At 56.6% G+C, this 24,884-nt stretch carries 14 protein-coding genes; 4 read left to right on the top strand and 10 right to left on the bottom strand.

Features of this window, described 5'->3' with window-relative positions; all coding sequences use genetic code 11:
- The first annotated feature begins 100 nt into the window (after nt 1-100).
- The 3 genes from HB393_RS14385 to HB393_RS14395 all read left to right on the top strand — a co-directional run bounded on the left by HB393_RS14385 (nt 101) and on the right by HB393_RS14395 (nt 3,135).
- Nucleotides 101-1,060 (top strand): alpha/beta hydrolase, encoded by a 960-nt coding sequence (locus HB393_RS14385; protein ID WP_213805875.1) that lies wholly within the window; start codon nt 101-103, stop codon nt 1,058-1,060.
- A 141-nt stretch (nt 1,061-1,201) separates the two neighbouring features.
- A complete protein-coding gene (locus HB393_RS14390) occupies nt 1,202-2,509 on the top strand; it encodes a nucleotide disphospho-sugar-binding domain-containing protein (RefSeq protein WP_213805876.1) in 1,308 nt (435 codons plus the stop codon).
- A 143-nt stretch (nt 2,510-2,652) separates the two neighbouring features.
- A complete protein-coding gene (locus HB393_RS14395; RefSeq protein WP_213805877.1) occupies nt 2,653-3,135 on the top strand; it encodes an N-acetyltransferase in 483 nt (160 codons plus the stop codon).
- Nucleotides 3,136-3,178: 43 nt separating this feature from the next.
- Here the strand turns inward: HB393_RS14395 and HB393_RS14400 are convergent, their stop codons facing one another.
- The 8 genes from HB393_RS14400 to HB393_RS14435 all read right to left on the bottom strand — a co-directional run bounded on the left by HB393_RS14400 (nt 3,179) and on the right by HB393_RS14435 (nt 13,479).
- Nucleotides 3,179-4,762 (bottom strand): M28 family peptidase, encoded by a 1,584-nt coding sequence (locus tag HB393_RS14400; protein ID WP_213805878.1) that lies wholly within the window; start codon nt 4,760-4,762, stop codon nt 3,179-3,181.
- A 342-nt stretch (nt 4,763-5,104) separates the two neighbouring features.
- Nucleotides 5,105-6,400 (bottom strand): UDP-N-acetylglucosamine 1-carboxyvinyltransferase, encoded by a 1,296-nt coding sequence (murA, locus tag HB393_RS14405; protein ID WP_213805879.1) that lies wholly within the window; start codon nt 6,398-6,400, stop codon nt 5,105-5,107.
- A gap of 138 nt (nt 6,401-6,538) precedes the next feature.
- Nucleotides 6,539-7,480, bottom strand: a complete 942-nt coding sequence (locus tag HB393_RS14410) for an FAD:protein FMN transferase (RefSeq protein ID WP_255551119.1) — start codon at nt 7,478-7,480, stop codon at nt 6,539-6,541.
- A 219-nt stretch (nt 7,481-7,699) separates the two neighbouring features.
- A complete protein-coding gene (locus tag HB393_RS14415; protein WP_213805880.1) occupies nt 7,700-8,944 on the bottom strand; it encodes a Gfo/Idh/MocA family oxidoreductase in 1,245 nt (414 codons plus the stop codon).
- A gap of 58 nt (nt 8,945-9,002) precedes the next feature.
- Nucleotides 9,003-10,034 carry an NAD-dependent epimerase/dehydratase family protein gene (locus HB393_RS14420; protein WP_213805881.1) on the bottom strand — a complete coding sequence of 344 codons (1,032 nt, stop codon included), beginning with the start codon at nt 10,032-10,034 and terminating at the stop codon, nt 9,003-9,005.
- 58 nt (nt 10,035-10,092) lie between these two features.
- Nucleotides 10,093-11,370, bottom strand: coding sequence for an MFS transporter (locus tag HB393_RS14425; RefSeq protein WP_213805882.1), 1,278 nt, complete (start codon nt 11,368-11,370; stop codon nt 10,093-10,095).
- Nucleotides 11,371-11,425: 55 nt separating this feature from the next.
- A complete protein-coding gene (locus HB393_RS14430; RefSeq protein ID WP_255551120.1) occupies nt 11,426-12,376 on the bottom strand; it encodes a sugar phosphate isomerase/epimerase family protein in 951 nt (316 codons plus the stop codon).
- Nucleotides 12,377-12,411: 35 nt separating this feature from the next.
- The gene (locus tag HB393_RS14435; protein WP_255551121.1) at nt 12,412-13,479 is read right to left on the bottom strand and encodes a dihydrodipicolinate synthase family protein; all 1,068 of its coding nucleotides are present in this window, start codon (nt 13,477-13,479) and stop codon (nt 12,412-12,414) included.
- A 646-nt stretch (nt 13,480-14,125) separates the two neighbouring features.
- On the opposite strand from HB393_RS14435, the gene HB393_RS14440 reads away from it, so the two are divergent.
- Nucleotides 14,126-17,104 carry a carboxypeptidase regulatory-like domain-containing protein gene (locus tag HB393_RS14440; protein ID WP_255551122.1) on the top strand — a complete coding sequence of 993 codons (2,979 nt, stop codon included), beginning with the start codon at nt 14,126-14,128 and terminating at the stop codon, nt 17,102-17,104.
- Between the two features lie 114 nt (nt 17,105-17,218).
- Here HB393_RS14440 and HB393_RS14445 read toward each other — a convergent pair whose 3' ends face one another.
- Both HB393_RS14445 and HB393_RS14450 read right to left on the bottom strand, forming a co-directional pair.
- Complete coding sequence (locus HB393_RS14445) at nt 17,219-20,599, bottom strand: glycosyl hydrolase (protein WP_213805883.1); 3,381 nt, start codon at nt 20,597-20,599, stop codon at nt 17,219-17,221.
- Nucleotides 20,600-20,786: 187 nt separating this feature from the next.
- Nucleotides 20,787-24,419 carry a TonB-dependent receptor gene (locus HB393_RS14450; RefSeq protein ID WP_213805884.1) on the bottom strand — a complete coding sequence of 1,211 codons (3,633 nt, stop codon included), beginning with the start codon at nt 24,417-24,419 and terminating at the stop codon, nt 20,787-20,789.
- Nucleotides 24,420-24,884: the final 465 nt, after the last annotated feature.

The following is a 24,884-nucleotide window of genomic DNA, read 5'->3' on the forward strand; positions in this document are numbered from 1 at the left end:
TGTAACCGGAGATTCTGATATTGACAGGTGACTGTATCCGAGTAACCATAGAAATGGATTTCAAGGGTGTCGCATTCGTTGGCTAATATCAAGGAGATTTATGACTCGTCGAGACTTTTTATCACAGGGGGCGAGCTTAGTCGCGGCTTCGGCCGCAGTCCCTACAGTTCACGCAGAGCGGGGCAGCACTACTTCTGAGATTCCGCGCACGTCTGTTCATCGCGTGGAGGCGGACGGCGTAAGCGTCTTTTATCGAGAGGCGGGCGCGCCCGATGCGCCGGTTGTGCTTTTGTTGCATGGCTTCCCGACGTCTTCGTTTATGTATCGCGAACTCATTCCGCGATTGGCTGACCGCTACCGCGTGATTGCGCCGGATCTGCCGGGTTTTGGATTTACGGAGGTGCCGGAGAAGCGCGGCTATACTTACTCTTTCGATGCTTTGGCTCGGACGATTGGCGCCTTCACGGATGCACTCCAATTGAAACGCTATGCGCTTTATGTCTTCGACTATGGCGCTCCTACTGGCTTTCGGCTGGCGTTGGCGCATCCTGAACGGGTCTCGGCTATTGTTTCGCAAAATGGCAATGCGTACGAAGAGGGATTGGGGAATGCGTGGGCTCCGATTCGGCGGTACTGGCGAGAGCCGACAGCAGAGAATCGCGAGGCTGTTCGCAGGGAGCTTAGCGCTGAGGGGATTCGCACGCAGTATACGTATGGAGTGCCGAATCCTGCGGTTATTGCACCGGAGGGTTATACGCTGGATGCCGCGATGATCGCACGGCCGGGGAATATGGAGATTCAGTTGGATTTGTTTTTGGACTATGCCAATAACGTCAAGCTCTATCCTGTATTCCAGGAGTACTTCCGCAAAGCTAAGCCTCCGCTGCTGGCGATTTGGGGTAAGCACGATCCTTTCTTCATTCCTGCGGGGGCGGAGGCTTATCGAAGAGATATCCCGAATGCTCAGGTTCAATTTCTGGATACGGGACACTTTGCGACGGAGACGCATGTGGTGGAGATTGCGGCTGCTATGAAGCTGTTTCTTGCGGGGAAGCTTTAGTTTCGCGGCCTTTCCATCTCCAGAGGTTGTGCCCGCTGGGAATAAAATTTGAGAGGGCGGGTCTATTTCTCTAATGCAGGTTTTGCGTTGCATGCCGGATGAGTCGATCCGAGGATTGACTTATGTGAAGAGAGAGACACTGTGAAGATTGGTTTTTTGAGTATGCCTCTGACGGGGCATTTGAATCCCATGACGACGCTCGCGCGACGGTTGAAGGCGCGTGGGCACGAGGTAGTGTTTTTTGGGGTTCTGGATTGTGGACCGATCGTTCGGGCTGCGAAGCTGGATTTCGTCTCCTATTGCAAAGAAGAGTATCCGGTAGGATCTGTCGCGAAGCTGTTTGGTCCTGTGGCGAAGTTGCCGGGCCTGGAAGGGGTGCGGTATACCGCTTGGAACATTCTTCCTGGCATCGTTCGGGCGACGCTGAATAAGTTGCCCGAGAAGCTGGTAGAGACCGGTGTGGAGGCGCTGGTCCTTGATACTGTCTACCGTTTTACCGAGTTGATGCCGATTCGTCTGGGTATGCCTTACGCCCAAATTTGGAATATTCTTCATCTGGATCGTTCGGGCGCGACTCCACCGTATTACTTTAGTTGGCCGCATGAGACTACTCCGGAGGCCCTTGCCCGCAACATGGAGGGAGTTAAAGCGATGGGTGGTTTCTTTGGGCCGATGGCGGAGGTTGCGAAGGCCTATGCAGAGAAGGAAGGGCTTCAGATTGAATGGAGTAATCCGGCTGCGACGGTGTCCAAGGTGGCGGTGATTACCCAGACTCCACGGGAGTTCGATTTCAGCGGCGCTCCGTGGCCTCCCGCGTTTCATTACGCTGGTCCCTTTCATGATGAAGGAGGGCGAGAGGATGTCCCTTTTGCGTGGGAGAGGCTGACTGGTGAGACTCTGGTCTACGCTTCTCTGGGAACGCTGGTGAATGGCCTGGAACAGGTGTTTCGCACCATTCTCGAAGCGGTAAAGACGATTCCGGGGGTTCAGTTGGTGCTCTCGGCTGGCAGCGTTGTCGACCTCGATGAGCTGGGACCCGTTCCATCGAATGCGATTGTTGTCAGGAAGGCTCCTCAGATTGAGCTGCTGAAGCGTGCGGCTCTTTGTATCACGCATGCGGGGTTGAATACGGCGCTCGAATCTTTGGCGCAGGGGGTTCCCATGGTGGCGATGCCGATTGGATTCGACCAACCAGGTGTCGCCAGCCGCATTGCATATCATGGTGTGGGTGAGCTCGTGGAGGTGGAGGATCTGACGGTGGAAGGTCTCGCCGGGTTGATTCAGAAGGTGCTGAAGGATACGAGCTACCGCGACAAGGCGCGTGCCTTCCAGAAGGTGATTGCACAGACTCGCGGCCTGGACGTGGCTGTCGATGTGCTTGAACGGGAGCTCGAAAAGAGCCTGGCGGGACGCCCGGATACGAAGCGCGCTGAGCTTTCGCACTTTTGAGATTGCAGGTGGAAACGTGAGAGAGCCTCGCAGGAATGCGAGGTTTTTTCTTTTGAGATGGTGTTTTGATGTCAGCGTGCGAGCATGGAGAGAGATACTTGTGGCTCGAAGAGAGGGAGCGCCGGTGCTGGTGGAGATGAGCTATGGAGATTGTGCTGCGTGGTTATCGAGAGACTGATTTAGAGACTCTCTTCCAGATCGATGAGGCCTGCTTTGCTGCGGAGTTCCGGTTCGACCGGGAGTCTATGCGGCATTTTGTGGGGCATCGCAGAGCGGTCGTGGTGGTGGCGGAGGTCGAGAGTACAGGGGAGATCGTTGGATTTGTAATCGTGCATCTGGAGGGAAGCGGCCGGGCGATGGGGGGCTATGTGGTGACTCTGGATGTTAGTGAACAGTGGCGGCGGTCGGGGTTAGCTGGCAGATTGATGGGAGAGGCGGAGGAACAAGCACGAGAGAGTGGAGCGATCTGGATGGGGCTGCATGTGTTTGTCGAGAATGAGGGGGCGATCAGGTTCTACGAGCGGATTGGTTATGTGCGAGGAGAGCGGGTTGCGGGGTTCTACAGCGGGATTGCGGCGGGTGCGAAGAGAATGGATGCGTGGGTGTATCGGAAGTGGATTGGATAGCTGAGAGAACATGTAATCGTCTTTGTTCCATGTTCTCCTGGGTTTAGTGAGGGGCGAAGGAGCTCTCCGGGTACCATGTGGGGCGTTGGGGGTTGTTGGCTACCCGTGCGGCTAGTTGGCCGAGGATGTGGGTAAACTGCGCGGCGGCAACTTTGTCTATGGGCTGCTGGAGGTCGTCGGAGGGCTGGTGGTAGCGGGCCTTGACCCACTCGTTGAAGGTCTTCATCTCTGGGGAGTCGGGTGTCCAACCGAACTTGAAGGCGAGGGCGGGGATGCCCTGATTGACGAAGTTGACCTGGTCGGAGCGGATGAAACGGTTCTCGTCGGGCTGCTTGTCGAACTGGGGCTCGACGTCGTTGAGTTGGCAGATGGCGCGGGCGTCGTTGCCGAGGGTGGATTCGCCGAGGCCCTGGATCTCGAGGTAGCGGAGAGGGAAGAGCGGAAGGTACATGTCCATGTTGAGGTCGGCGACGATCTCGGATTTTTTTACGGTGGGCTTGGTGGCGAAGTATTGGGAGCCTAGTTCGCCTAACTCCTCACCGGTGAGGGCGATGAAGAGGATGGAGCGTTTGGGGCGCGGTCCGGCGGCGAGGAGTTTGGCGGCTTCGATGACGGAGGCTACGCCAGAGGCGTTGTCCATGGCACCGTTATAGATGGTGTCGCCGTCGACGGCGCGGCCGACTCCGAGGTGATCGAGGTGGGCGCTGATGACGATGTATTCGTGCTTGAGCTTGCGGTCGGAGCCTTCGAGCTCGCCGATGACGTTGGGTGGTGCGAGGTGGGCTAACTGCTGGACGGTGGTGGTGGCGTGGAGGTTGCCGTTGAAGGGGAAGATGGGAAGGGGTTTTCCCTGGTCGGCGAGGGCTTTGATTTCGGCGAAGGTGTGGCCGGAGGTGGCAAGGAGCTTTTCGGCTCCAGCGGCGGTGAGGGTGGCGTTGAGGCGAAGGCCAGGGAGGGTTTCCAAGCTGGGATCGGAGATGAGATAAGTGGGGCGTGGGCCGGGAGGTGTTGGAGCGGGAGGGTTGCGGGGTGGGGTGAAGGAGATTACGCCGATGGCTCCGGCGGCCTGCAGGGCCTTCCAACGTTGGCTGAGGACGCGGGAGTATGCGCGCAGAGGACCGAGGACGTTCGCAGGGCTGGCGTTGTAGAAGACAACTACCTTACCGTGAAGATCGAGGTTGGCGAGATTGTTGATGTGTTTGGCGGGGAGATCGAGGCCGTAGCCGATGAAGACCAAGGGTGCGTCGATGGGGCCACCGGGTGTGATGTGGGGGCTGAGGGTGATCTCTTTGGTGAGTTCCAGCGGCGTCTGGGTGGCGCCGATGCATAGGGCCACGGAGGATTTAGCGGGGTCGATGGTGGCTTGGTCGAGGGGGACGGGCTGGAGGTAGCCGCTGGATCCGGCTGGCAGGATGCCGATGGATTGGAACTGCTTTTGGACGTAGGCTACGGCGGCGTCGAAGCCGGGAGTGCCGGGCCGGCGGCCCTGAAGCTCGTCCGAGGCGAGGTACTGGACGTGGGCGAACCAGGCTTTGCCGGCGGCGTCCCAGTCGGGTGTAGGGGATTGGGCCAGGAGGTTGAGGGGCAGCAGTGCGGTGGCGATTGCCAGGCGTAGGGACAACTTCATCTTGCGAGCTCCGTGGGGCGCTTTGAGGATTGAGCTATGGTATCGCGTTGGCTGGACTTCGCGTTGGAGGGATGGCTGATAATCGGTTGCAGTGTGAAGGAGAGGCTTGGGGCTGAAGTTTGTAGGCAAAGATCCTACTCTCATCTCAAAGGCATGCAGGTAAGGAGAATGCCTAAACCATTTGAAAGGATTGACGGTCTGAGCAAACCGCAGGTCCTTCGACTGCGCCACTCGCGATGAGACTGCGAGTGGCTTCGCTCAGGATGACAAATTTTACGTAACAGCATTAGTTGCGATACGTTTCGTAGCTTTAATCCATCTACCAAAGAAGCGGACGGAGTGCTATTTTTTGCCGAAGACGTCGCCCATGCGGCGGATCTGGGCGCCTACGCCGCGGAGTTTTTCTTCGAAGCGCTCGTAGCCGCGGTCGAGGTGGTAGACGCGGTCGAGGATGGTCTCGCCGTCAGCGACCAGAGCCGCTAGAACGAGGGAAGCGGAGGCTCGTAGGTCTGAGCACATGACGGCGGCGGACTGAAGGGGAGTCTTGCCACGGATGGTGGCGGTGCGGCCGTTGACGGTGATGTTGGCGCCCATGCGGTTGAGTTCGCCGACGTGCATGAAGCGATTTTCGAAGATGTTTTCTGTGACGGTGGTGGTGCCTTCGGTCTGGGTGGCGAGGGCCATGAATTGGGCTTGCATGTCGGTGGGGAAGCCGGGGTACTCCTCGGTGGAGATGTCGGAGGCTTTGAGGTCGCCGCCGGAGCGGACGCGGATGTGGTCGGTGCCGACGTCGATCTTTACGCCGCACTGTTCGAGCTTGGCGATGAGTGCGCCGAGGTGTGAGGGGTCGCAGCAGTCGACGTTCAGGTCGCCGCCGGTGATGGCTCCGGCGAGGAGGAAGGTGCCAGCCTCGATGCGGTCGGGATTGATCTTATGGCGCGCTCCGTGGAGCTGGGGGACGCCGTGAACGCGGATGGTGCCGGTGCCTGCGCCCTCGATTTGAGCACCCATAGCGATGAGGAGGGCGGCGAGGTCTGTGACTTCGGGCTCGCGTGCGCAGTTCTCGAAGAGGGTTTCGCCTTCGGCGAGGGTGGCGGCCATGAGGAGGTCTTCGGTGCCGGTAACGGTGATCTTGTCGAAGACGATGTGAGCACCATGGAGGCGGTTGTTGCCGCTGTTGGGGCTGCGGGCTTCGAGGTAGCCGTGATCGTAGGAGACGGTGGCACCCATGGCTTCGAGGCCTTTGATATGGAGATCGATGGGGCGGTCTCCGATGGCGCAGCCGCCGGGCATGGCGACGCGGGCGACGCCGGTGCGGGCGATGAGGGGACCGAGGACGAGCGAGGAGGCTCGCATGGTTTTGACGATTTCGTACTTGGCGACGGGGTCGGAGAGGAGGGCGCACTTGATGCTGGTGCGATGCTGGGCGCGGCCGTAGCCGAGTTCAACCTCTGCTCCCATGCTGACGAGGAGCTTGCGCTCGGTCTCGATGTCGCGGACCTGAGGTATGTTTTCGAGGATTACTTCGTCCTCGGTGAGGATGGCGGCGGCCATGCAAGGGAGAGCGGAGTTTTTTGCTCCGGAGACTTTAATGGTGCCGAGAAGGGGGTTGCCGCCACGCACTACAAACTTATCCATCCGACTAGTTTACGGAGATTTTGCGTGGAAATGGGTGGCTGCGTGGGTACTGGGCCTGCAGATTCTTATTGACCGGGTTGAGCGGACAGGATTCGTGAAATGAACTTCGAGTTACCGCATTGATGGTAGATGACTGTATCAATGTGTTTTGTTGGCCATTCGGCTTGAACAGTAGCCGTTTCTAGTTCCCGTCCAGCGAATGGTCTTACAGCGGGAGGTCAGCCTGGTGCCAGTGATGATGAACGCAGAGTCCTTTGGCAGATGTTGCAGGATGGAAGCCCTTTGTCTGGCGCTTGATACGAAGAGTACGTTGGAGAGGGCGTCACTGGCGGTGGCCGATGGATCGATTATGGAGACTTGCAGTATTCCTTCGACTGGCTGCAGGGTATGGGGATTCATAATGTGGCAATAGAGATGGTGATTCTGAATGAAGTTTTTCTCAGAACAGTTGGCGGTCGAGATAGACGTATCGCGCAAGGTTACGGTGGAGAGGGTGTTTTGGTGGTCTCCGAGGGTGGGCACGCGAACCTTCCAACCTGACGTTCCGGGGGGTGCGCCCAATGCATAGATGGTGCTGCTTCCGGCTGAGAGTAGAGCGGCCTGAACATTGTCTGCGCGAAGGATTGCGACTGACCGCTCGATGGCGTAACCCTTACCGATGCCACCAGGATCGAGTTCGATTCCTGGAGACAGGAATCGGACTGTGCGGCGCTGTGGATCCAGTTGGACTTTTTCCCATCCGATTTCGTTGCTTACTTGTGTGAGCTCTTGCTGGGTTGGGCGGTGTCCGGATGCTCTGAAAAATCCCCACGCTTTCATCAGCTTGCCGACGGTGATGTCGAACGCTCCGTTTGATAGGGCACTCCACTCGAGAGAGGTCTGAAGGAATTCGAAGGTCTCGGGATCGGTTGTTACCTCGGAGCTATCTGCTTCCCGATTGATTCGAGAGAGTTCGCTGCTTTCCCGATAGTTGCTGAGTAACTGTTCCAGCCGGTCGATCTCTTCGAATACTGCCGCTGATTCTGCGTCGGCTTCGGTGGCCGATGATGCGTAGAGATATAAGGAGTAGGTCGTGCCCATCGCGGGATGACTGCTTGAGTAAAGTTGCAGTGGTTTGGTTGTGACGGTATGGGACTGCGGGGCCAGGTGTCTTATGTTCTGACAAAGTATTACAAGACAGATCATGGGCCAAAGCGGAGGCGCAATCTTCAGCATGGATGACCTTGTCCTTGTGCCGGGCTTTCCTCATTCTGGATGCGAAGTGGCTTCTATTCGGCGTTGATGTATGCCACTTCAGGTTTAACTTTTTGGGAGTTGAGGCACAGTTATCGTTCGTCCCTCGGTCATGGCTTGTTTCCCTACCACGCAAGCGATGGCCGATCCAAATCCTACCTCTGCGCTCGCGACTGGCTGGTGCTTATCGCGCACCGATTGAAAGAACGCTTGACAGGCCGTCAAGGTTGGATCATCGCCGGAGGGAAACTGCACACGTTCTCCTGGCCCACGGTACGGCATCTCCCAACTGGTCTTGTAGGACGCACCTGTTTTGACGCCGCGCTCGACGATATCGGTGTGTGATGACGCCGTTACCGTTTTTTGGGTAGGACGATAGAACGTGGCGTCCTGCAATGTGATTTGGGCGCTGCCTTCGGTTCCGTAGATCCAGATCTGATCGGCCATCATGGCGTTATCCGTAATGGAGCTGAAGAACATGCGGCGGCCTTTGGAGTAGCCGATGACTGCCTGCACATTGTCGCCAACGGTGCGGCCGTCATGATAGACGGCGATGCTAGTGGAGCCCATGATCGTCTCTGGTGTCTCCCCGAAGACCCAGTTGGCGATGTCGATTGCATGCGATCCAAGTTCCTCGAGCAGACCGCCGGAGGTTTCGTTGTACAGGCGCCAGTTGAAGAGGTGCTCAAGCTTTGGATCGTTGACTGGACGGCGCCAATCATCGGCTCGATGCCAGTAGGCATAGACATGGGTGGGAACACCGATGTCGCCCTGACGGACGCGCTTGATGGATTGCTGAATCCAAGATGCGTAACGCAACTGGTGACCTATTTGAAAGATCTGTCCGGTTCGTTTTACGGCGGCGACGACGTCGTTGCAATCCTGAACGGTGAAGCCGAGTGTCTTCTCGCCATAGACTGGCTTGCCTTTTTCGAGAGCCGCGATCGTGTATTCGGAGTGGAAGATAGGCGGTGTGGCGATCAGGATTACATCCAGATCTTTCCGCTCCAGAAGCTCGCGGTAGTCTTTGTAGGACATCACCTTCTTGCCTACAAGTTCATTTACTTCTGCGAAGCGTGGCTCGTACACGTCACATACGGCTGCCATTTCGACACCGGGTATCCGTAGCATCTGCCGCATGACCTCCCGGCCTCTACTGCCCGGACCGATAACACCCACGTTGATTCGATCATTGGCGGCGATGGGCTTCGGTTTTGTTTTGGCGGTCTGCGCGAGCAGAGGCTCGTTCGAGAGAAGCTTGCGGGAGAGCATGCTCAATGAAAGGCCTTGAAGTATATCTCTACGGTTCATGGTGTCCCCTCCGTGCCTGGGGTGGCGTCTGCTGAGGTGCGAGGTTGATGAAGTCGATTTAAAAGTTTCCGCTACGTACTTCGAAGTGAGTGGGTTTTCCTAACTTCTCTCCGCCATGGGTGGTCCAGTCGGCGATCCATGCGATCATCTGGTTCACGCTGACTGTGGGGTAGCCGAAGAGTTCAAATGATTTTTGCGCGTTGCTGAGGATGGCGTCTCCTGATTCGACTCCTTCGAAGCGAACATCGGTGTTGAAACGTTCCGCGAAGTTTCTGGCGATGCGCTGTACACTCATCAACTCCGGACCGGCTATGTTGATGATGAAGGGCGGAGATGAGGCGTACAGGAGCGATTGCAGACTCATCGCGGTCGCATCGGCTTGCCAGATGGTATTGAGGTGGCCCATGTGCAGCGATACTGGACGTCCTGCTAGTACGCGCTCTGCGATATCCAGGAGAACGCCGTAGCGAAGCTCTGTTGCATAGTTCAGGCGGACGATGGAGAGCGGAATATCATAGGTGCGGCTGAAGTACTCGAAGATTCGCTCGCGGCCCAGGCAGCTCATTGCATAGTCTCCGACGGGGTTTAATTCGTCGGTTTCGAGGGAGCCGCCGAGGTTGATCGAAGATAGCCCGTATATATTGCCCGTGGAGAAGGCCGCGATCCTGCTGTCGCGATATCTTTCGCTTACTAGTCCAGGCATGAAGGTATTCATCGCCCATGTTCGCGCCTCCTGATTCGTCGAACCGAACTTCATGCCGGCCATGAAGACTACGTTGGGAGCTTCGGGAAGGTCTACATAGGCCGTGCGATCCAGGAGATCGCAGGAGTGTGTTTCCACTCCCCAGGAGTGGAGTTGCGCTGGCAGGCTTGCGGAGGTGAAGCGTGAGATCCCGATGACGCGGCGTGAGATGCCGGCTAAGTCGGAGGCGCGTTTGGCCATCCGCGCAAGCGTCGGGCCCATCTTTCCTCCGACGCCCAAAATCACGATGTCGCCTTCCAGCTTGCCGAGGGCAGCAACGGTTTCCGGAGTTGGGAGACTTAAGAGATCTTCCAGCTCTTCTACATCGCTGATGTGCGTTGTTCTCACGTTTTCTTCTTTCAGTTCTTCCGTGTTTGAAGGTTCTATCTTCGAGGCGTCACGAATTTCAGTCTGGCGCGGTGGAAAGAGACGGAGGCACCCTGACGGTGTAGATTGCCGCTGCACCAAGGATGCCGCACGCGGCTATTATCTTCCAGGCGAGATCGTAGTTGTGATACGTGTCGAAGATCTTTCCGGCCATCCATGGGGCTACCCACTGACCGACCGAGTAACCCATAATGAGTAGAGCGAGGAGCTTTCCTAGAGAGCCCACGCCGAAACACTCTGCGGTAACGAGCGGGATGAGCATGTAGTCCGCACCCATGGCGAATCCGAAGGTTACCGCAAAGCTCCATGCGGCAAGGGGACGATCTGCGAGAAAGAGCAGAGGAATGGCCGCGCCAATTACGAGATAAAACAGCGCCATCGCGTTCTTCTTTACGAAGCGATCCGCGATGTAGCCGACAACTACACGTCCAGCCAGACTCGATGCCAGAAGCACGGAGAGAAAATGCGAGGCGGTGGTTCGTGAGTGGCCGTGGTCCTGCAGGAAGAGGATAAAGTGCTGGATGACGGTGTTGATGGCGCCGATGACCAGTGCGGAGCCGGCCAGAATGAACCAGAAGTTTGCTGTGCGGATCGCTTGACTTATGGTCATGGAGGAATCTGATGTCTTCTCTAGAGGTGGGGCGGAGGTGGCTATCGTCCCGTCTGGTAGAAGTCCCATGTCGGCGGGTGTTGATTCCGTGACGAAGAAGCCTACGGGGAAGAGTACTAGGAGAATCAAGGTTCCAGCGGCTTCGAGTGCGTATCTCCAGCCGAACGTATGGATCAGGAAGTTTGCAGCAGGCGGAGCGAATACACCGCCGAGTCCAAGTCCCAGATAGGCGTATCCCATTGCGCGTCCTCGGCGCAGACGAAACCACTGTGAGATAAGGACCTGGTTTGCGATTGGCCCGGCGAAGACGTATCCCAGGACCTCGAACAGGCAAAGGATTTCGTACTGCCAGAACTTATTCATGAATCCCATGAAGATGAGCGGGAGCCCAATGAAGGCAACGCCAAGGAGGATAACTCGGCGAGCTCCACTCCGGTCGATGAGCAAGCCGGCGAGATAGCCAAATGGCAACCCAACGATGATGAAACCAAGCAGGAAGCCTTGTGTGACTTGCGCTCGGGTGAATCCGAGCGACTCTACCAAGGCGGGATAGAAGACGGGAAATCCATAGTAGATGACTCCTGTGCTGCAGAACAGATTGAGGAAGGCCGCGGCGACAATCCACCATCCGTAGAAGATTCGTGGAGCGGGTTCAGATAAGGTATCGTGTGGAGCGGTTCTTATCATCTCCAACTCCTTTGGTTCGGACGCATGCTTTGACTTAGGCCGCCCACTTCGAGCTTTAGCCGTAGGTCTTCAGAATGAGGCGTTCAAGAAATTTCTTAGACCTAAGGATGTCGGTTCTGCGCTCTGCTTCGTTTCCGACCTCGCGTTCGATCATCATGGAGCCCTTGTAGTTGATCCTCTTCAGAGCCTCAAAGACGCGTGGGAAGTCGACCTTCCCCTCACCGATCGGGGTCTCTGCACCCAGATGTTTCGGATTGGTCGGAAACTTCCCGTCTTTAGCATGGATCCCTCGCACTCGATCACCAAAGACGTCCATTGCATCGACGGGATTTCCCTTGCCGTAGAGAATGAGGTTGGCAAGATCCAGATTGACGAATACGTTGCCAAGGTTCACATCGTCGATCATTCGGACTAAGGTGATGGGGGTCTCCTGTCCCGTTTCGCAAAGCAATACTACGCCTCTTTGCTTGCAATGGCTGGCTACTTCTTTCACTGCTTCGACGGCCTGTGGATATAGGGGGTCGTTTGGATCTTCGGGGATGAAGCCGCAGTGGGTGTGGATTGCGGGAATGCCGGCGAGGCTTGCGACGTCGGCTGCAATCTTCAAGGCTTGTATGCGGACGGCGCGTGTGTCCGGGGGAACCACTCCAATCGTAAGTGGCCCCTGGTAGAAGTCGAAGATGCGGCGGCCGGGGTTGTGTTCGCTGATGGAGGTTGCTTCTACTGCGTATTTTTTGAGTGCGGCGAGTAGCGGAGCGACTATGTCGGTCGATAGATGCTCGAAGCCAATTTGACAGGTGCGAAGGCCAAGTTCCCGTACGTCTTTGATTACGGAATCCGCAGTCTGATCGTCGTTTACCCACGCTACCTTTCCCAAGTGGATTGGAGATGCCACGTCGGCTGGGGATCCCAACGCGGGCTGTCCTAGCGCTGGTCCAATCGCTCCCGCCGCAAATGTCGTGCCGGCGAGTTGCATGAAGCTTCGGCGGTCGAGTCGATCGGACATCGTGATCTCCGGCAAGCCAGGATAGGAACCAACTACTATGGCGCGAGCCATTTATCTAAATGCTGCTGTACAAAGCTGTCGTCGTTGAGATGTGGATAGGCCTCGTAGACTCTATCGATCTCTTCCTTCTGACCTTTTCCCAAGGTCTCGTTGGGATCGAGGCACCAGATTCCTTCCAAGAGGCCCTGACGTCGCAGCACTTCGTGCAAGCCGGCGATGCAGCCAGCAAATCCATTTGCAACATCGAAGAACGCCGCGTTGGTATCGGTTACTTCGACACTCTTCTGGAGGAAGTTATGGTGAATGCCATCGGTGCTGTGGACGAGTTCCTGGCACTCATGGAAGAGGTGGACTGCCGTATGCGTCCAGACAGACCAATGCCCGAGAAGGCCACCCTTCATGCGAAGCTGCTGCCTTTTGCCTTGGACTAGAAATGAATATGGGGTGACCAGATCCATGAGAATGTTGTCGTCGTTGCCGGTGTAGATAGTGATATTTCGGCCGGACTCGCAGACAGCACGCATGACATCCAGGGTCTGGTAGCGATTGAAAGGAGCGATTTTGATGGCGACTACGTTATCGATCTCGGCGAATTTACGCCAGAATGTCGATGAGAGGACCTGACCTCCGACGGAGGGCTGCAGGTAGAAGCCAGTTACTGGGATGATCTGAGCTACGCTGCGGCAATGGTTTACTAAGGCTGCCTCGTCCCGGTCTTTTAGAGCAGCCAAGCTTAAGAGGCCGGAGTGATAACCGAGATCTGCGAGAAGACCGGCCTCGCGGACTGCTTGGTTCGTGTCCCCGCAGATCCCACCGATGCGGAGCAAAGGGTCAATCCGAAGTAGATCGGCTCGGTTCATCTCTTCTGCGGCGAGTGACAGAACTGGCTCGAAGAGTCCTATGTGGGGATCTCGAATACTGAATTGAGTTGTATGTACTCCGACGGCTATGCCGTCTACTCCTGCGGCAACGTAGTAGCGAGTTAGAGCTCGTTGACGCCGTTCGTCAAGACGACGTGCGGCAGTCAATGCAAGTGGGTGAGCCGGAATCGCAGCGCCTCTTGTGAGTATTTCGCTGATCTTCGGATCCATTGTTCGGCTCATTCCCATCCCTCTTCCGAACCTATCTGCGACGTAAATGCCTTAGAGTTCGCAGGACCCAGTGGTGACGATTCACGAGCACGAACGTGCGTGTAATTGGGTATGACTAGCAGTCATTGGTCGTGAGAGGGATAAGTTGAAGGATCTCTCCGACGGCGCATAGAAGCGCCTTCTTTGCGGTATCCGAGATGCACATCCGGTTCTATGCCGCTTGGATACACTCAACGATTTGCAATCCATAAACGGTCCGACCGTAACTCATCTACCAGGGTAGAAATCAAACAATATTTATCGAGAAGACTATAGCATAGATAAAGTATGATGCTCAGACGCGAATGGTATAGCTGCTGCCGGCTTTGGGTGTGGCCTGCAACTTACGCTTGTCCTAAAGTTCGCGGCGAAGACGCGAATAGGTTCGTAACGCCCCTCCGACTTACTTCTGAACTGATGACAATCGCCTGCAGAGTGATCCGTTTTGGATCCTATGGTCCGCCCTGCCGATACAGCGAATCTACTTAGCGTTCCGTCGCCAATAGGAGGACGCGCGAGTGCGAAGGATGTTGTCCCTCTGTAGCTGCTCTCTGCAGATTCTGAAGCGCAAGACCTCGATTTCGAGATTCAGTGCTTTCCGTTTGGAATATTTTGCGTATTGCCTTGTTATTCAAGAAAACACAGAGCTCTAACTTCATACCTTTCAAGGGAGATCCATGAAATGCCTCTCATGGTGAATGGCAAGACCCGAGATCAGCGGCTTGAAGAGCGCCATTTCTCAGGAACAACGACGAAGCAGGACCAACTCAATTGGAAGAATAACAACAATACGGCCGAACTTTCCGACAACGGTTTACGCAAACAAGCATACAGAACGAAGTCAAAATATATGAACATACACTATCCAATACTGATCTTTTCTCTTTACTCTCTTACTGCAGCCGCGCAGAGTTGCAGCAATGGCCTCCGTATTGAAGGTGTGGTTACCGACCCTGGCAATCTGGTAATACAAGGGGCGCAGGTCAAAGCTGCCAGCGGCCCGACCGCTGTTACCGATTCAGAAGGTCATTTCGTCCTGCCCTGTGTTACGCCGCCGTCGGCTGAGATCAGTATCGAGGCTCCAGGCTTTGCCCCAAAGACGGAAAGTGCGCCGATTTCTCCGAACGGTCGATTGAGCATGCGGATTCAGCTTGCTCTCTCTGAGGTTGAAACGGTTATCCAGGTTGGGGATGAGCCAGCACCAATGGAAGGGGGAGAGGGGCCAGGCTCTCGAACCCTGAATACAAAAGACATTGAGCGGTTGGCCAACGATCCCGACGATCTGATTCGAGAGCTCCAAGCACTTGCAGCGACAACGGGAGGTGCACCGAGCTCGACCGCAATCACGGTAGATGGTTTCGAGAACACCAGCGCTCTGCCCCCGAAAGATTCCATTGCCTTCATTCGGATCAATCCGGATCTCTTCTCGTCGGAGTATCAATGGCCTCCTTTCGCTAGTGGCGGTCACGTTGATGTTGTAACTAAGGTCGGAGGGGGTTCTCTGCATGGATCTCTATTTTTTACCGATAGCGATGGAAGCTTTAACGCCACCAATCCCTTCTCTTCAACGTCGACTCCAGCAGGCAAGCGCCGGTATGGCTTCACTGTGGGTGGCCCCATCGTTCCCAAGAAGATTGGTTTCAATCTGGCGTTCGAGAAGCGCGATATTGATGAATTCAATGTTGTAAACGCCATTACGCTCGATGGTAATAACAATCAGGAAGCCTTGCATCAGACAGTTTCAGCACCACAGCGGTTATGGGTTGCCTCGGCGCGCGGAGACATGGAAGTTAGCGCCAGCGATTCCGCGACAGCGTCGTTTGCGGCGAATGTCAACGATCTCGATAATCAGGGGGTTGGTGGGTTGACACTCGCTGAGGCTGGATACACCAATCACGTTAGCGAATATACCCTCCAACTTAAGAATACGCAGACTTTCGGTCCAAATCTCGTTCATGAAACTCGTCTTGGATTTACATGGAAGGATACGGTCCAGACTCCACTTTCGACGGCGCCTCAACTGCAGGTAGCTGGTTTCTTCGTTGGTGGTGGTTTCACGGGGCAGCAGCTCAATAATCGCGACCGCAGTCTTGAGGTCAACGACGATATTCTTTATGTGCGCGGCAAGCATTCGCTGAAGATCGGTGCGAAGGCACTTGGTTATTTTGTTCACGACTTCGATCCGGATACTTTCAATGGAGCCTTCGTCTTTGGAGGCGGTAGTGCTCCTGTGCTGGATACTAATGGACAGCCACTTTCGCAGGCCACGAATATCAATGCTCTGGAGCAGTATCGACGAGCCCGTCTCAACCTGGCGGGTGGTGTGCCAACCACCTTTCAGATTACATCGGGTACTGCGCTTGTGAACTATACGCAATGGCAGACCGGACTCTATGCGCAGGACACCATTAAGCTCCGTTCTAACGTGACTCTCTCTGCTGGCATCCGTTCTCAGCTTCAAACCTCCCCCGCCAGCTTTCTCAACCTGGAACCGCGAATCGGCGTGGCGTGGGCCCTTGGTAAGAAGAGTTCCACAGTGCTTCACGCTCGTGCGGGTCTCTTCAACGACTTTAATAATCGGAGTACATCGACAGAGGCGTTCCGCTTGAATGGTATTCGTCAGCGTCAGGCCCTGGTCTATTCGCCTTCCTTTATCGCACCGCTTACTCCAGTACCTGGGTCGTTCCAGGTAAGCACTGTGCGTGCACTTCCACATTCGTTGAGCGAAGCCACTCTAAGCGTATTCAATCTCAGCGTCGAGCAGTCCTTGTCTCATGGGTGGAGCATGTCCGTCGGTTTCATATATGGGGTGGCATGGAATGGAGTTCGTGTACGCAATATCAATGCCCCCATTGTCGCAAGCAGCAATAACACCGTGCCGGATCCCACCGCAGTCCTATTTGCACCTCGTCCCCTTGCTCCCAATATGAACATTCTCCAGTTCCAAAATACCGGTCATCTTGCTGGTAATGTGGTCAGGGCCGGTATTAGCCAGAATAGCTTCAAGCGTGCAAGCATCAATGTGAGCTATGTACATACGAGCGTATCGGGAAACTACGGAAATGACCTCGATGTCCCTCAGTCCTCGTATACCGATCATGGCGAGTCCGGGAAAGCCTCATGGGTGGTAAAGAATCGCATGACTCTCACCGGCAATCTGACCCTTCCTCGCAAGGTAGAGTTGTCGTCAGTAATGGATGCCGAATCCGGTAGTCCATTCAATCTGACGACGGGGACAGATGCAAATGGCGACGGCACCTTTAATGACCGTCCTTCTTATGCCACCGTGCCAGGGAACGGGGTCTTTGCTACTCGCTTTGGGCTGCTCAGCACCAATGCCATCAATGGCAATGTCCCCAAAAATCTCGGAACCTTGCCAACGACTATTCACCTTGATTTGAGTGTGAGTCGCACTTTCAACCTCAATAGAGGGCCGGATCATCAACGAACTCTGACCCTCAACGTACGGAGCGCCAATCTGCTGAACCATACAAACGTTACTGCGGTTGGTACGGTCGTCTCATCTCCGACCTTCGCGCAGTCTCTTGCCGCGGAGGCCGCACGTCGAATCGAACTCGGAGCACGAGTCAACTTCTAACCTCCCAGATTGGGGAAGGGAAGAACATTACTACGGAGCACAACCGGAGCTTCTTCGACAGCTATGGTGCCAGCTCTACCTGCGAAGCTTGCGTCGTTGTTACGCATATGGGTTCTACCTGCCGACGACTTGAGTCTCCATTACCTGTACCGGGCCGATCAAACCAGAAGGGAGAAGCTTGGAGTTCGCCTTGTAAGGGTTGCGGGTGGTGAAGGTGTACTTTGTGGTGGCGTTTGGCTGTGCATCTCCGATGAGGCGGTTGACCCATAGATTGGCGACGGTGATCTCTATATGGTTGTCTCCCGGCTTGAGCGCACTGGTGACGTCGACGCGGAAGGGCTTCTTCCACACGATGCCTAGTGGCTTTCCGTTTATCTTGACTTCGGCGAGGTTCGCTACGTCGCCGAGATCAAGCCAGAGCAGCGCGTCATGCTTGAACCATGTGACGGGGGCATTAATAGTTCTGATGTAGGTGGCATGGCCGGAGAAGTATCGGATGCCTGTGTCGCCGTTCTCGCTGAGCGAGGCAAGCGTCGACACGGTGGTTGTAGCCGGTGCCCCGCGGTTAGGCTCGAAGGAGATCTTCCATGGACCTTTGACGGGAGCGAGTGTGACGTCGTGCTTCGCAGGTAGAGTAAGCGATGGTGCCGATGCAGGTTTGCGGAAGACGACGAAGGTCGTGCCGTAGGCGTCGAGCGGGAGAGGCACGGTAGTCCGGCCGTCTTCAATTCGGTAGCTGATGGGCTCGATCTGGCCGGTATCGGCGTGCCATATCTCAGGGATCTTGCCGGTGACGCGGAAGGTGGCCTCGATCTGTTCGGGGCGGTCGTTGCGGTTGTCGAGGAAGTAGAGATCTCCGTCCTCGAGGTGGCGATGGACGAAGAGAACTTTGGTATCAGCTGCGGGCTTGGTGTACTCGAAGTCAGGCCTGGCCCGTAAGTCTTCGAGCAAGATCGAGAGTTTCTCCTGGCTGAAGACCTGCAGCTTGACGCGACCGCGTGAGTTCCAGAGCTGGTCGCCTACGGTCTTGTACTCTTTGGCGTCGTCTCCGAGGCTAGGGTCGGCGGTGGGGCGGGCGCCGTAGATGGTGGCACCTGCGACGGCGAGTTCGTGCAGCTTCCGCAGCACTGGCAACGACATGTGCGTCGCGTAGGGATCGAGCACGAGGACGCGGTAGGTCATGCCGCTGGGAGTGATTAGATTGTGGTCTTTGACGGAGAGTTTGTTGATGAGTGCGTCGGCGTTGATGTAGTCGAAGTTGTAGCCAGAGGGGACGTCGGGTGCGTGGTCGTTGAAGATGGCGGTGAGGTTGGAGTCTTCCCCGTAGAAGTAGGCTACGTCAGCAACGAAGCGGCCTTGCTGTAGCAGATAGGAGTTACGCGCGAGGTAGTTAATCCAAGGTGTGGCCTGCTCGGCCCAGATCTCGTTACGGTTGAACCACTGGCCGAAGGGGCCAAGGGCGAGGCCGGGGGCTTTGCCGACGAGCGGTTGATGCGCGGACTCGTGGATGACGAAGCGGTTGAGGCCGCTGGCGAGTTCCAGGTCGGCAGTGGGTTTGAGCATGGCGGGCGACCAAGCCCAAGGGCCGGCGGAGCTGGTGAGAGATTCGGCGGCGGCGAGGTTCTGCCCGTAGATGTGGGCGACCGAGGCGGACTCACGGATGTCGGCCTGGGACCCGAACTGCTCGCCGGGGCGGGTCCACATGGCGGCCATGGGAATGTCGGTGTAGCGCTTCATCTCCATGCCGTCGCCGATGGTGGCGCGGCGATCTTCGTGCGATTCACCGTAGACCTTCAAGCCGCGTGAGTGGAGGAGCTCGGCGATGGTGCCGTAATGATTCTCTGCGACGAGCTCGGCGATGGTCTTGCGGAAGTCCCAGAGGAAGCGGTCACTGTCTGCCGCGCTACCGACGATCTGTCCGGTGAGAACGGGAAGATATGGCGTGGCGCTGTAGCCGCGACGCTTCTGGAACTCGGCGAGCATATCGTCGGTCCAGTTTTGCGTGCCAGCTTCCCAGCTATCGGTGATGACGTAGCGCACGCCCTCGGTCCCCATCAGACCACCGGTGGCGTCCTTGTAGTTATCGAGGTACTTGTTCATGTACGAGGCGACGTAGGTCTTGTTGAGCTTGTCGACTTCGGGTCCGGTTGCCTCGGGTGGCGCGGGATGGTTTGTAATTCCGGTGAGCGAATAGCCCATGCGCACGATGGTCCACTTGCCAGAGGGCGGATCCCAGGTAAGCGAACCGTCAGGCTGCATCTTCGAAGTGAGATCGACGACGGACTTGGGATCGACGGCGGAAGCAGGGGAGACATCGCCAGTGGCGAAGCTATAGAGATCGGGCGGAGCGGCGAAGGCGGCCTTGTCTTCGAAGCGATTGACGCGTGCACCGGAGTGAACGGAGAACTCGGCGACCATGACAGGGGGTGACGATGTAGGACCTTTGACGCCGAGGTCGGTGAGGTCGAGATCATCGGGACCGAGACCACTGGAGACCTTGGGGGCGAAGGTGACTCGGATGGCGCGAAGAGTTTTGGTAGGGAAGGTGAGGGTGTGCTGGACGGCACCGAAGGTGGGGACGCGAACCAGCGGACTAAAGGTCGTGCCATCTTCGCTGCCTTCGATCATGGGCCCGTCGTTGGTCTCAGGGATGAACATCCCGAGCGGGTTGCGAGGGCCGCCTAGGGCGAAGGTGACGGACTGGATAGTCTGCGGCATGGGGAAGCTTAGCTGGATCCAGGCGGGTTCGGTTGTGGGCGCCGTGATGGAGGCGCTGGTCATGAGATCGTTATCCCACAGCGCGGCAGAGTCGACAGCTCCGGAGGTGGTGGTGACGGTGGGCTTTAGCGCGGCTGGGGGTTTGTCATCAGTGGCCTGTTTGTAAGCGATGACGACGGAGTCCTTATAGAAGTCGGGGACTGAGGGAGGGTGTGCGCCTGCTCCGCCCATGTTGCCCATGGGGTCCTGCGAGGCGAGGGTTTGGAAGGGACCTGTGACGCTGGGAGGCTTGGGAAGGATGCCGCTGAAGTGCTTGCCGCCCTCTACAGTAGTCTCGCTCCAGACGTATTTCTTCATGGCCTGCTCGGGAGTGACCCAGGGACCGCCAGTCTCAGACCATCCAGGAGAGCCGGCGATGGCCATCTCAAAGCCGAGAGACTTACCCTTCTCGATGGCGAAGCGAAAGGCCTCCTTCCAGCCGGGATCCATATAGACGAGACGGTTGTCGACGACCTTGGGTGTGTTAAGGGCAGCGTCAAAGTTCTGAAATCCGCCGAGTCCAGCGCGCTTCATCCAATCGAGATCGAGACCGATGCCTTCTTTGGTGATGTTGCCGTTCATCCAGTGCCACCAGACGCGCGGCCGAGCGGCTTCGGGCGGATTCAGAAAGTTCTTCTCGAGTGGGTCAGAGGTACTTTGGGCAATAAGGTTCGAGAGGCCGAAGGTCCAGATTAAGGAGATGACGCAGATGGTATTACGGGCAGTGTTCGAGCGCATTGTTTCCCCCGGAGCAGTTGCTTCAGCCAAAAATGTGACGTCTCAATTTGAGGGGGAATTGTAACAGTTGTTGCGCGCTACACGGTATCTACCTCTTTTAGAGGAGATGACTTCACCATGGAAGGTGACCGAATGTTTGCGGCCGCGGATGGTGGTTTAGAACACTCATCCGCGGGTTGAGTTGAGGCTAGAAATAGACCTTGGCGGCAAGTTGGATGACGCGGGGTCCGCCAGGGCCGGTTGGGTTATAGGACGCTGTGGGTTGACCCCAATTGGTGTCCTTCGCGATGGAGAGTGGAGTGAAGGTGCCGGTGGAGTTGTTGTAGGACGGTAGTGTGATGTTAGCGCCATAGTCGCGTGTCAAAAAATTGGGGTGGTTGAGGATGTTGAAGAATTCTCCGCGGAGCTGAATGGAGCGCCCCTTCTCCTTGCTGCCGAACGGGAAGTTCTTGAAGATGGACGAGTCCCACGTCACCAATGCGCCCTGACGAAGGCTGCCGGGTGCGCCGAGATTGGGCTGGCCGATGGTCGGCAGGAGCAGGTTGCCGTTGTGGTCAACGCCGACGAAGGCGGGTGGTGTCTTGCTGTACTGAGATCCACCGGTCAACTGGTTGGCTGGGGAGAAGAGGGCGTTGCGGACTGGTACCCCACTCTGCATGCTGGCGAGCCCGGAGAGTTGGTAGTTGTCGGTAAGGTAGCCCACCCAGGATGGGCCGTGGAATCGCTGGTTGAGGTTGGGCAGGTCGTAGACGTAGTTGATAGCTGCGATGTGGCGGCGATCGTAGCTAGCGACTCCGTAGCTGTACTTGCGGGGATCGAAGGGATCGACGAAGGTTTCGTCAGCGCTCGAGGTAGTTAGGGTCTTGGACCAAGTGTAGACGCCGCCGAAGGTGAGGCCGTTTGAGAAGCGCCGCTGCACAGAGGTCTGGAGAGAGTTATAGCTGGAGGTACCGTCGAACTTGTAGTACTCCATCTGGCCGTAGCCCTTGTAGGGAGAGAGGAAGTTCTGCTGATAGGCATACTGTCCGGAGAACGAATATCCTGCGGCAGCATATTCTGGTGGAAGATTGGGTTCGACGGCGGGCACGACGCCGCCGGCGAAGTTAGCGGGATTCTGGGCGGCGCGGGTAAAGGTGGTGCCGTAGGGAATGGTATTGATGTCGCGCGCGGTGACCTGGTGACGGTTGACATTGCCGACGTAGGCGACATCGAGGGTGATGCCACTACCGACTTCGCGCTGAATGCCCAAGGAGTAGCTGTAAGTGACGGGCACCTGTCCGGAGATGTCGGCACCGTAGATTCCACTGAGGACGCCGGAGTTGGATTGAGCCGCAGAGGCGATGCCGGCGATGGTCCCGTTGGAGATAGTAGGAGTGGTAACGAGCGCTGGGTTGCCGAAGACGGTGTTGAAGACGAGGTTGCCCTGTTCGCGATCGTGTGAGGTGCCGAAGCCGCCGCGGAGGACGCTTTTGTGATCGCCGTAGGGGTCGAACGAGAAACCGAAGCGCGCTTCGGGCATGATGCCGTTGCTGTTCCAACCACCCCTAGGGAGAGTTCCGTTCGAGGCAAAGATCATGCCGTCGAGGCGGTTGCCTGTGTTGGGAATGATGTTGCCATCGGGATCGATCTGAACGGCGGTCGAAGGGGCATAGGCGGAAGGGCTGAAGAGCGCGATCTGATTCTTCGCGTCATATTGCGGCGGAATGTAGACGAACCGGACGCCATAGTCGAGAGTCAAGCGCGGGGTGATCTGCCAAGTGTCTTGCGCGTAGAACTCCACCTGGTTGTAGCGGAAGTAACCGGTGGGCCGTGCGCTGGATTGGTCGAAGCTGGAAAAGGCTCCAAGTAGAGCGCTAGCGTAAGGGGAACCCTGGTTGCTGGAGGTGGAGATCAGGCAGCCGGAGGGGCCAGTGCAGTTGGTGGAGAAGCTGAACTGTCCATTGCTGTTGCCGTAGCTGACCTGATCTTTTCGGTTGCGCTGGTAAAAGGCACCGAACTTCAATGTGTGGCTATGAAAGCTCCAGGTGAGATTGTCGTTCGCGGTGATGGTGGTGTTGGCCTGGTGCCAGGGTGTCGAGCCAAAGTAGCTGCCGGGGTAGGTTTGGCCGTTGCCGCTGAAATTGAAGTCAGGGATCGAGGTTTCGGAGGTGACAGGGTAGAGCAGGGGCAAATTGATGCTGTTAGCGCCGACGGTGATGTTCCCGCTGACGCCTGCGATACGGGACGAGTACACGCTGGGCCCGACGCTGACCTCGTTAACGATCGTAGGCGAGAGTGTGCTGATGAGATCGACGGCGAGGTTCCAGCCAGGCTGGGAATTAGTGCAGCCGCCGGTGATCTGGAGGGGGCCAAGGCATTGGATGCCGAAGGAGCCCATAGGGCCGGTCTGGGTATCCTGGTTGCGGACATAACGAGCGAAGAGACGTTCAGACTGGGAGAGTTGATAGTCGACGCGCCCGATGTACTCTGTGCGGGGGTGGGTCGAGGAGAGTGGGTCCTGACGGTTGTAAGTATTGTTGCCGGTGACGTTCGGGAGAGGATAGAGCGCGAGGATCTTCTGGATTTGTGCGAAGGCGGATGCCTGCGCTGCGCTTAGTGCACCCGGCGTAATGACATTGCCAGCGAACTGCTGGTGGGTCTCGGGATTGAAGATGTGAAGGTGGTTGCCGCTGCTGTCGACCGACTGTGAGAAGTCACCGTTGCGTTCTAGAGCGGTGGGGCTGCGGTACTGAGTGATGCCGCCGGGGACAAGCTGGCGGTAGAACTCATTGGAGAAGAAGAAGAAGAGCTTGTCTTTATTGATGGGGCCGCCGATCTGATAACCGACGGTGTTATAGCGATAGAGCTGTTTGGCGGTGCCATTGTGGTCGCTGACCCAGTCGTTGGCGTTCATGCCTTCGTTGCGGTGGAAGAAGTGCGCATTTCCATGGAAGTCGTTAGTACCGCCGCGGGTGGTGACGACGATAGACCCGCCGCCGGCCTTGCCGAAGGCTGCCTGGAAGTTAGAGGTGAGGACTTTGACCTCGGCGATGGCGTCGGTATTGACGGTGATCTGGGTTGTGCCGTTGTTGCCCGTATCGACGTTGGAGGCTCCGTCGACGGTGAAGTCGTGCTGATTGGTACGACTGCCGTTGATGGAGTAGCTATCGAGGCCACTCGTTCCGGAGGCACCGAAGGCACCGGAGCCAGAGACGCCTGGAATAACACGGACGATATCGAGCACGTTGCGTCCGTTGAGGGCGATGTCGTTGAGCTGCTTGCCGGTGATGAGGTCGGAGCGCTCGCCGGAGTTGGCTTGTAGTTGTAGTTGACCGGCATCAGTCTCGACGGTGACGGTGGTGGACTCGGCGCCTACCTTCAGAATAAAAAAACCGGCGTTGAGGTTGTCGGCGGAGCTTAGGATGACACCGGTCTTGGTGTTGGTTTCGAAACCGGGGGCCTGGACAGTGACACTGTAGGTAGCGGCAGGCAGATTTGTGAGAGAGAAGGTACCGTTCTTGCCGGAGGTGACGGACCGGATTACTCCAATGGCGCTGGCGATGACGGTGATCTTGGCGCCGGGAAGAATGGCCCCCGACGTGTCCTGAACGGAGCCTAGGATGGCTCCGGAGGTGACTTGCGCGAAGAGTGGGGAAGATATCGCTAAGAATAGAGCTAAGACGGCGAAGGGTAGACTGCTTCCTGTCGTAATGAATGCGCTAGCGCTGGAAGATCGGAGGATACACTTCCTCTTACAACTAATAGATATCGGGGATGAAGATAGATGAATCAAAATGGCCTCTCTTGCTGTGACGAGCGCTCCGAATCCTAGGAGTTTCATCCAACGATGATCTGTGGATGGGTTGGTGGTTTCTTGAGGTATCTAGTCTTGAATGAGTAGCTGTAGTTAGAAGATCAAACTTGGAATCAATGGCGCAGGGGCGAAGGACGGCGTCCAATGTTAGTGGATGATGACGTACTGACGAGGTTCATCTCTATTTTACGTAGAGTGACGGGGACGATCCACCCGCCGAGCCTCATTCAGATGGTTTCAGAATTGTGTATCAGATGATGGCGCAATTTCAACCTTGAGCAGTCTGCGACAGAGATAGAAAGACAGGCATTCCGGTGCCGTTGTCGGAGGTTCCGTCTAGCATAGCAGCACATATTAGCGCGAGGATGATTTGGGGGCCACTTGTCGAGCGTCTGCTTGGCCACCTACTGCTTCGGCCATATGCTCTCGTTGGAGGAGCTTTTTCAGTGGCCGTACTGGTACGCTTCTAAGCCAATGTACTTCTTACGATAG

Origin of the sequence: Granulicella sp. dw_53 (assembly GCF_018449545.1) — a bacterium.
Classification (GTDB): Bacteria; Acidobacteriota; Terriglobia; order Terriglobales; family Acidobacteriaceae; genus Edaphobacter.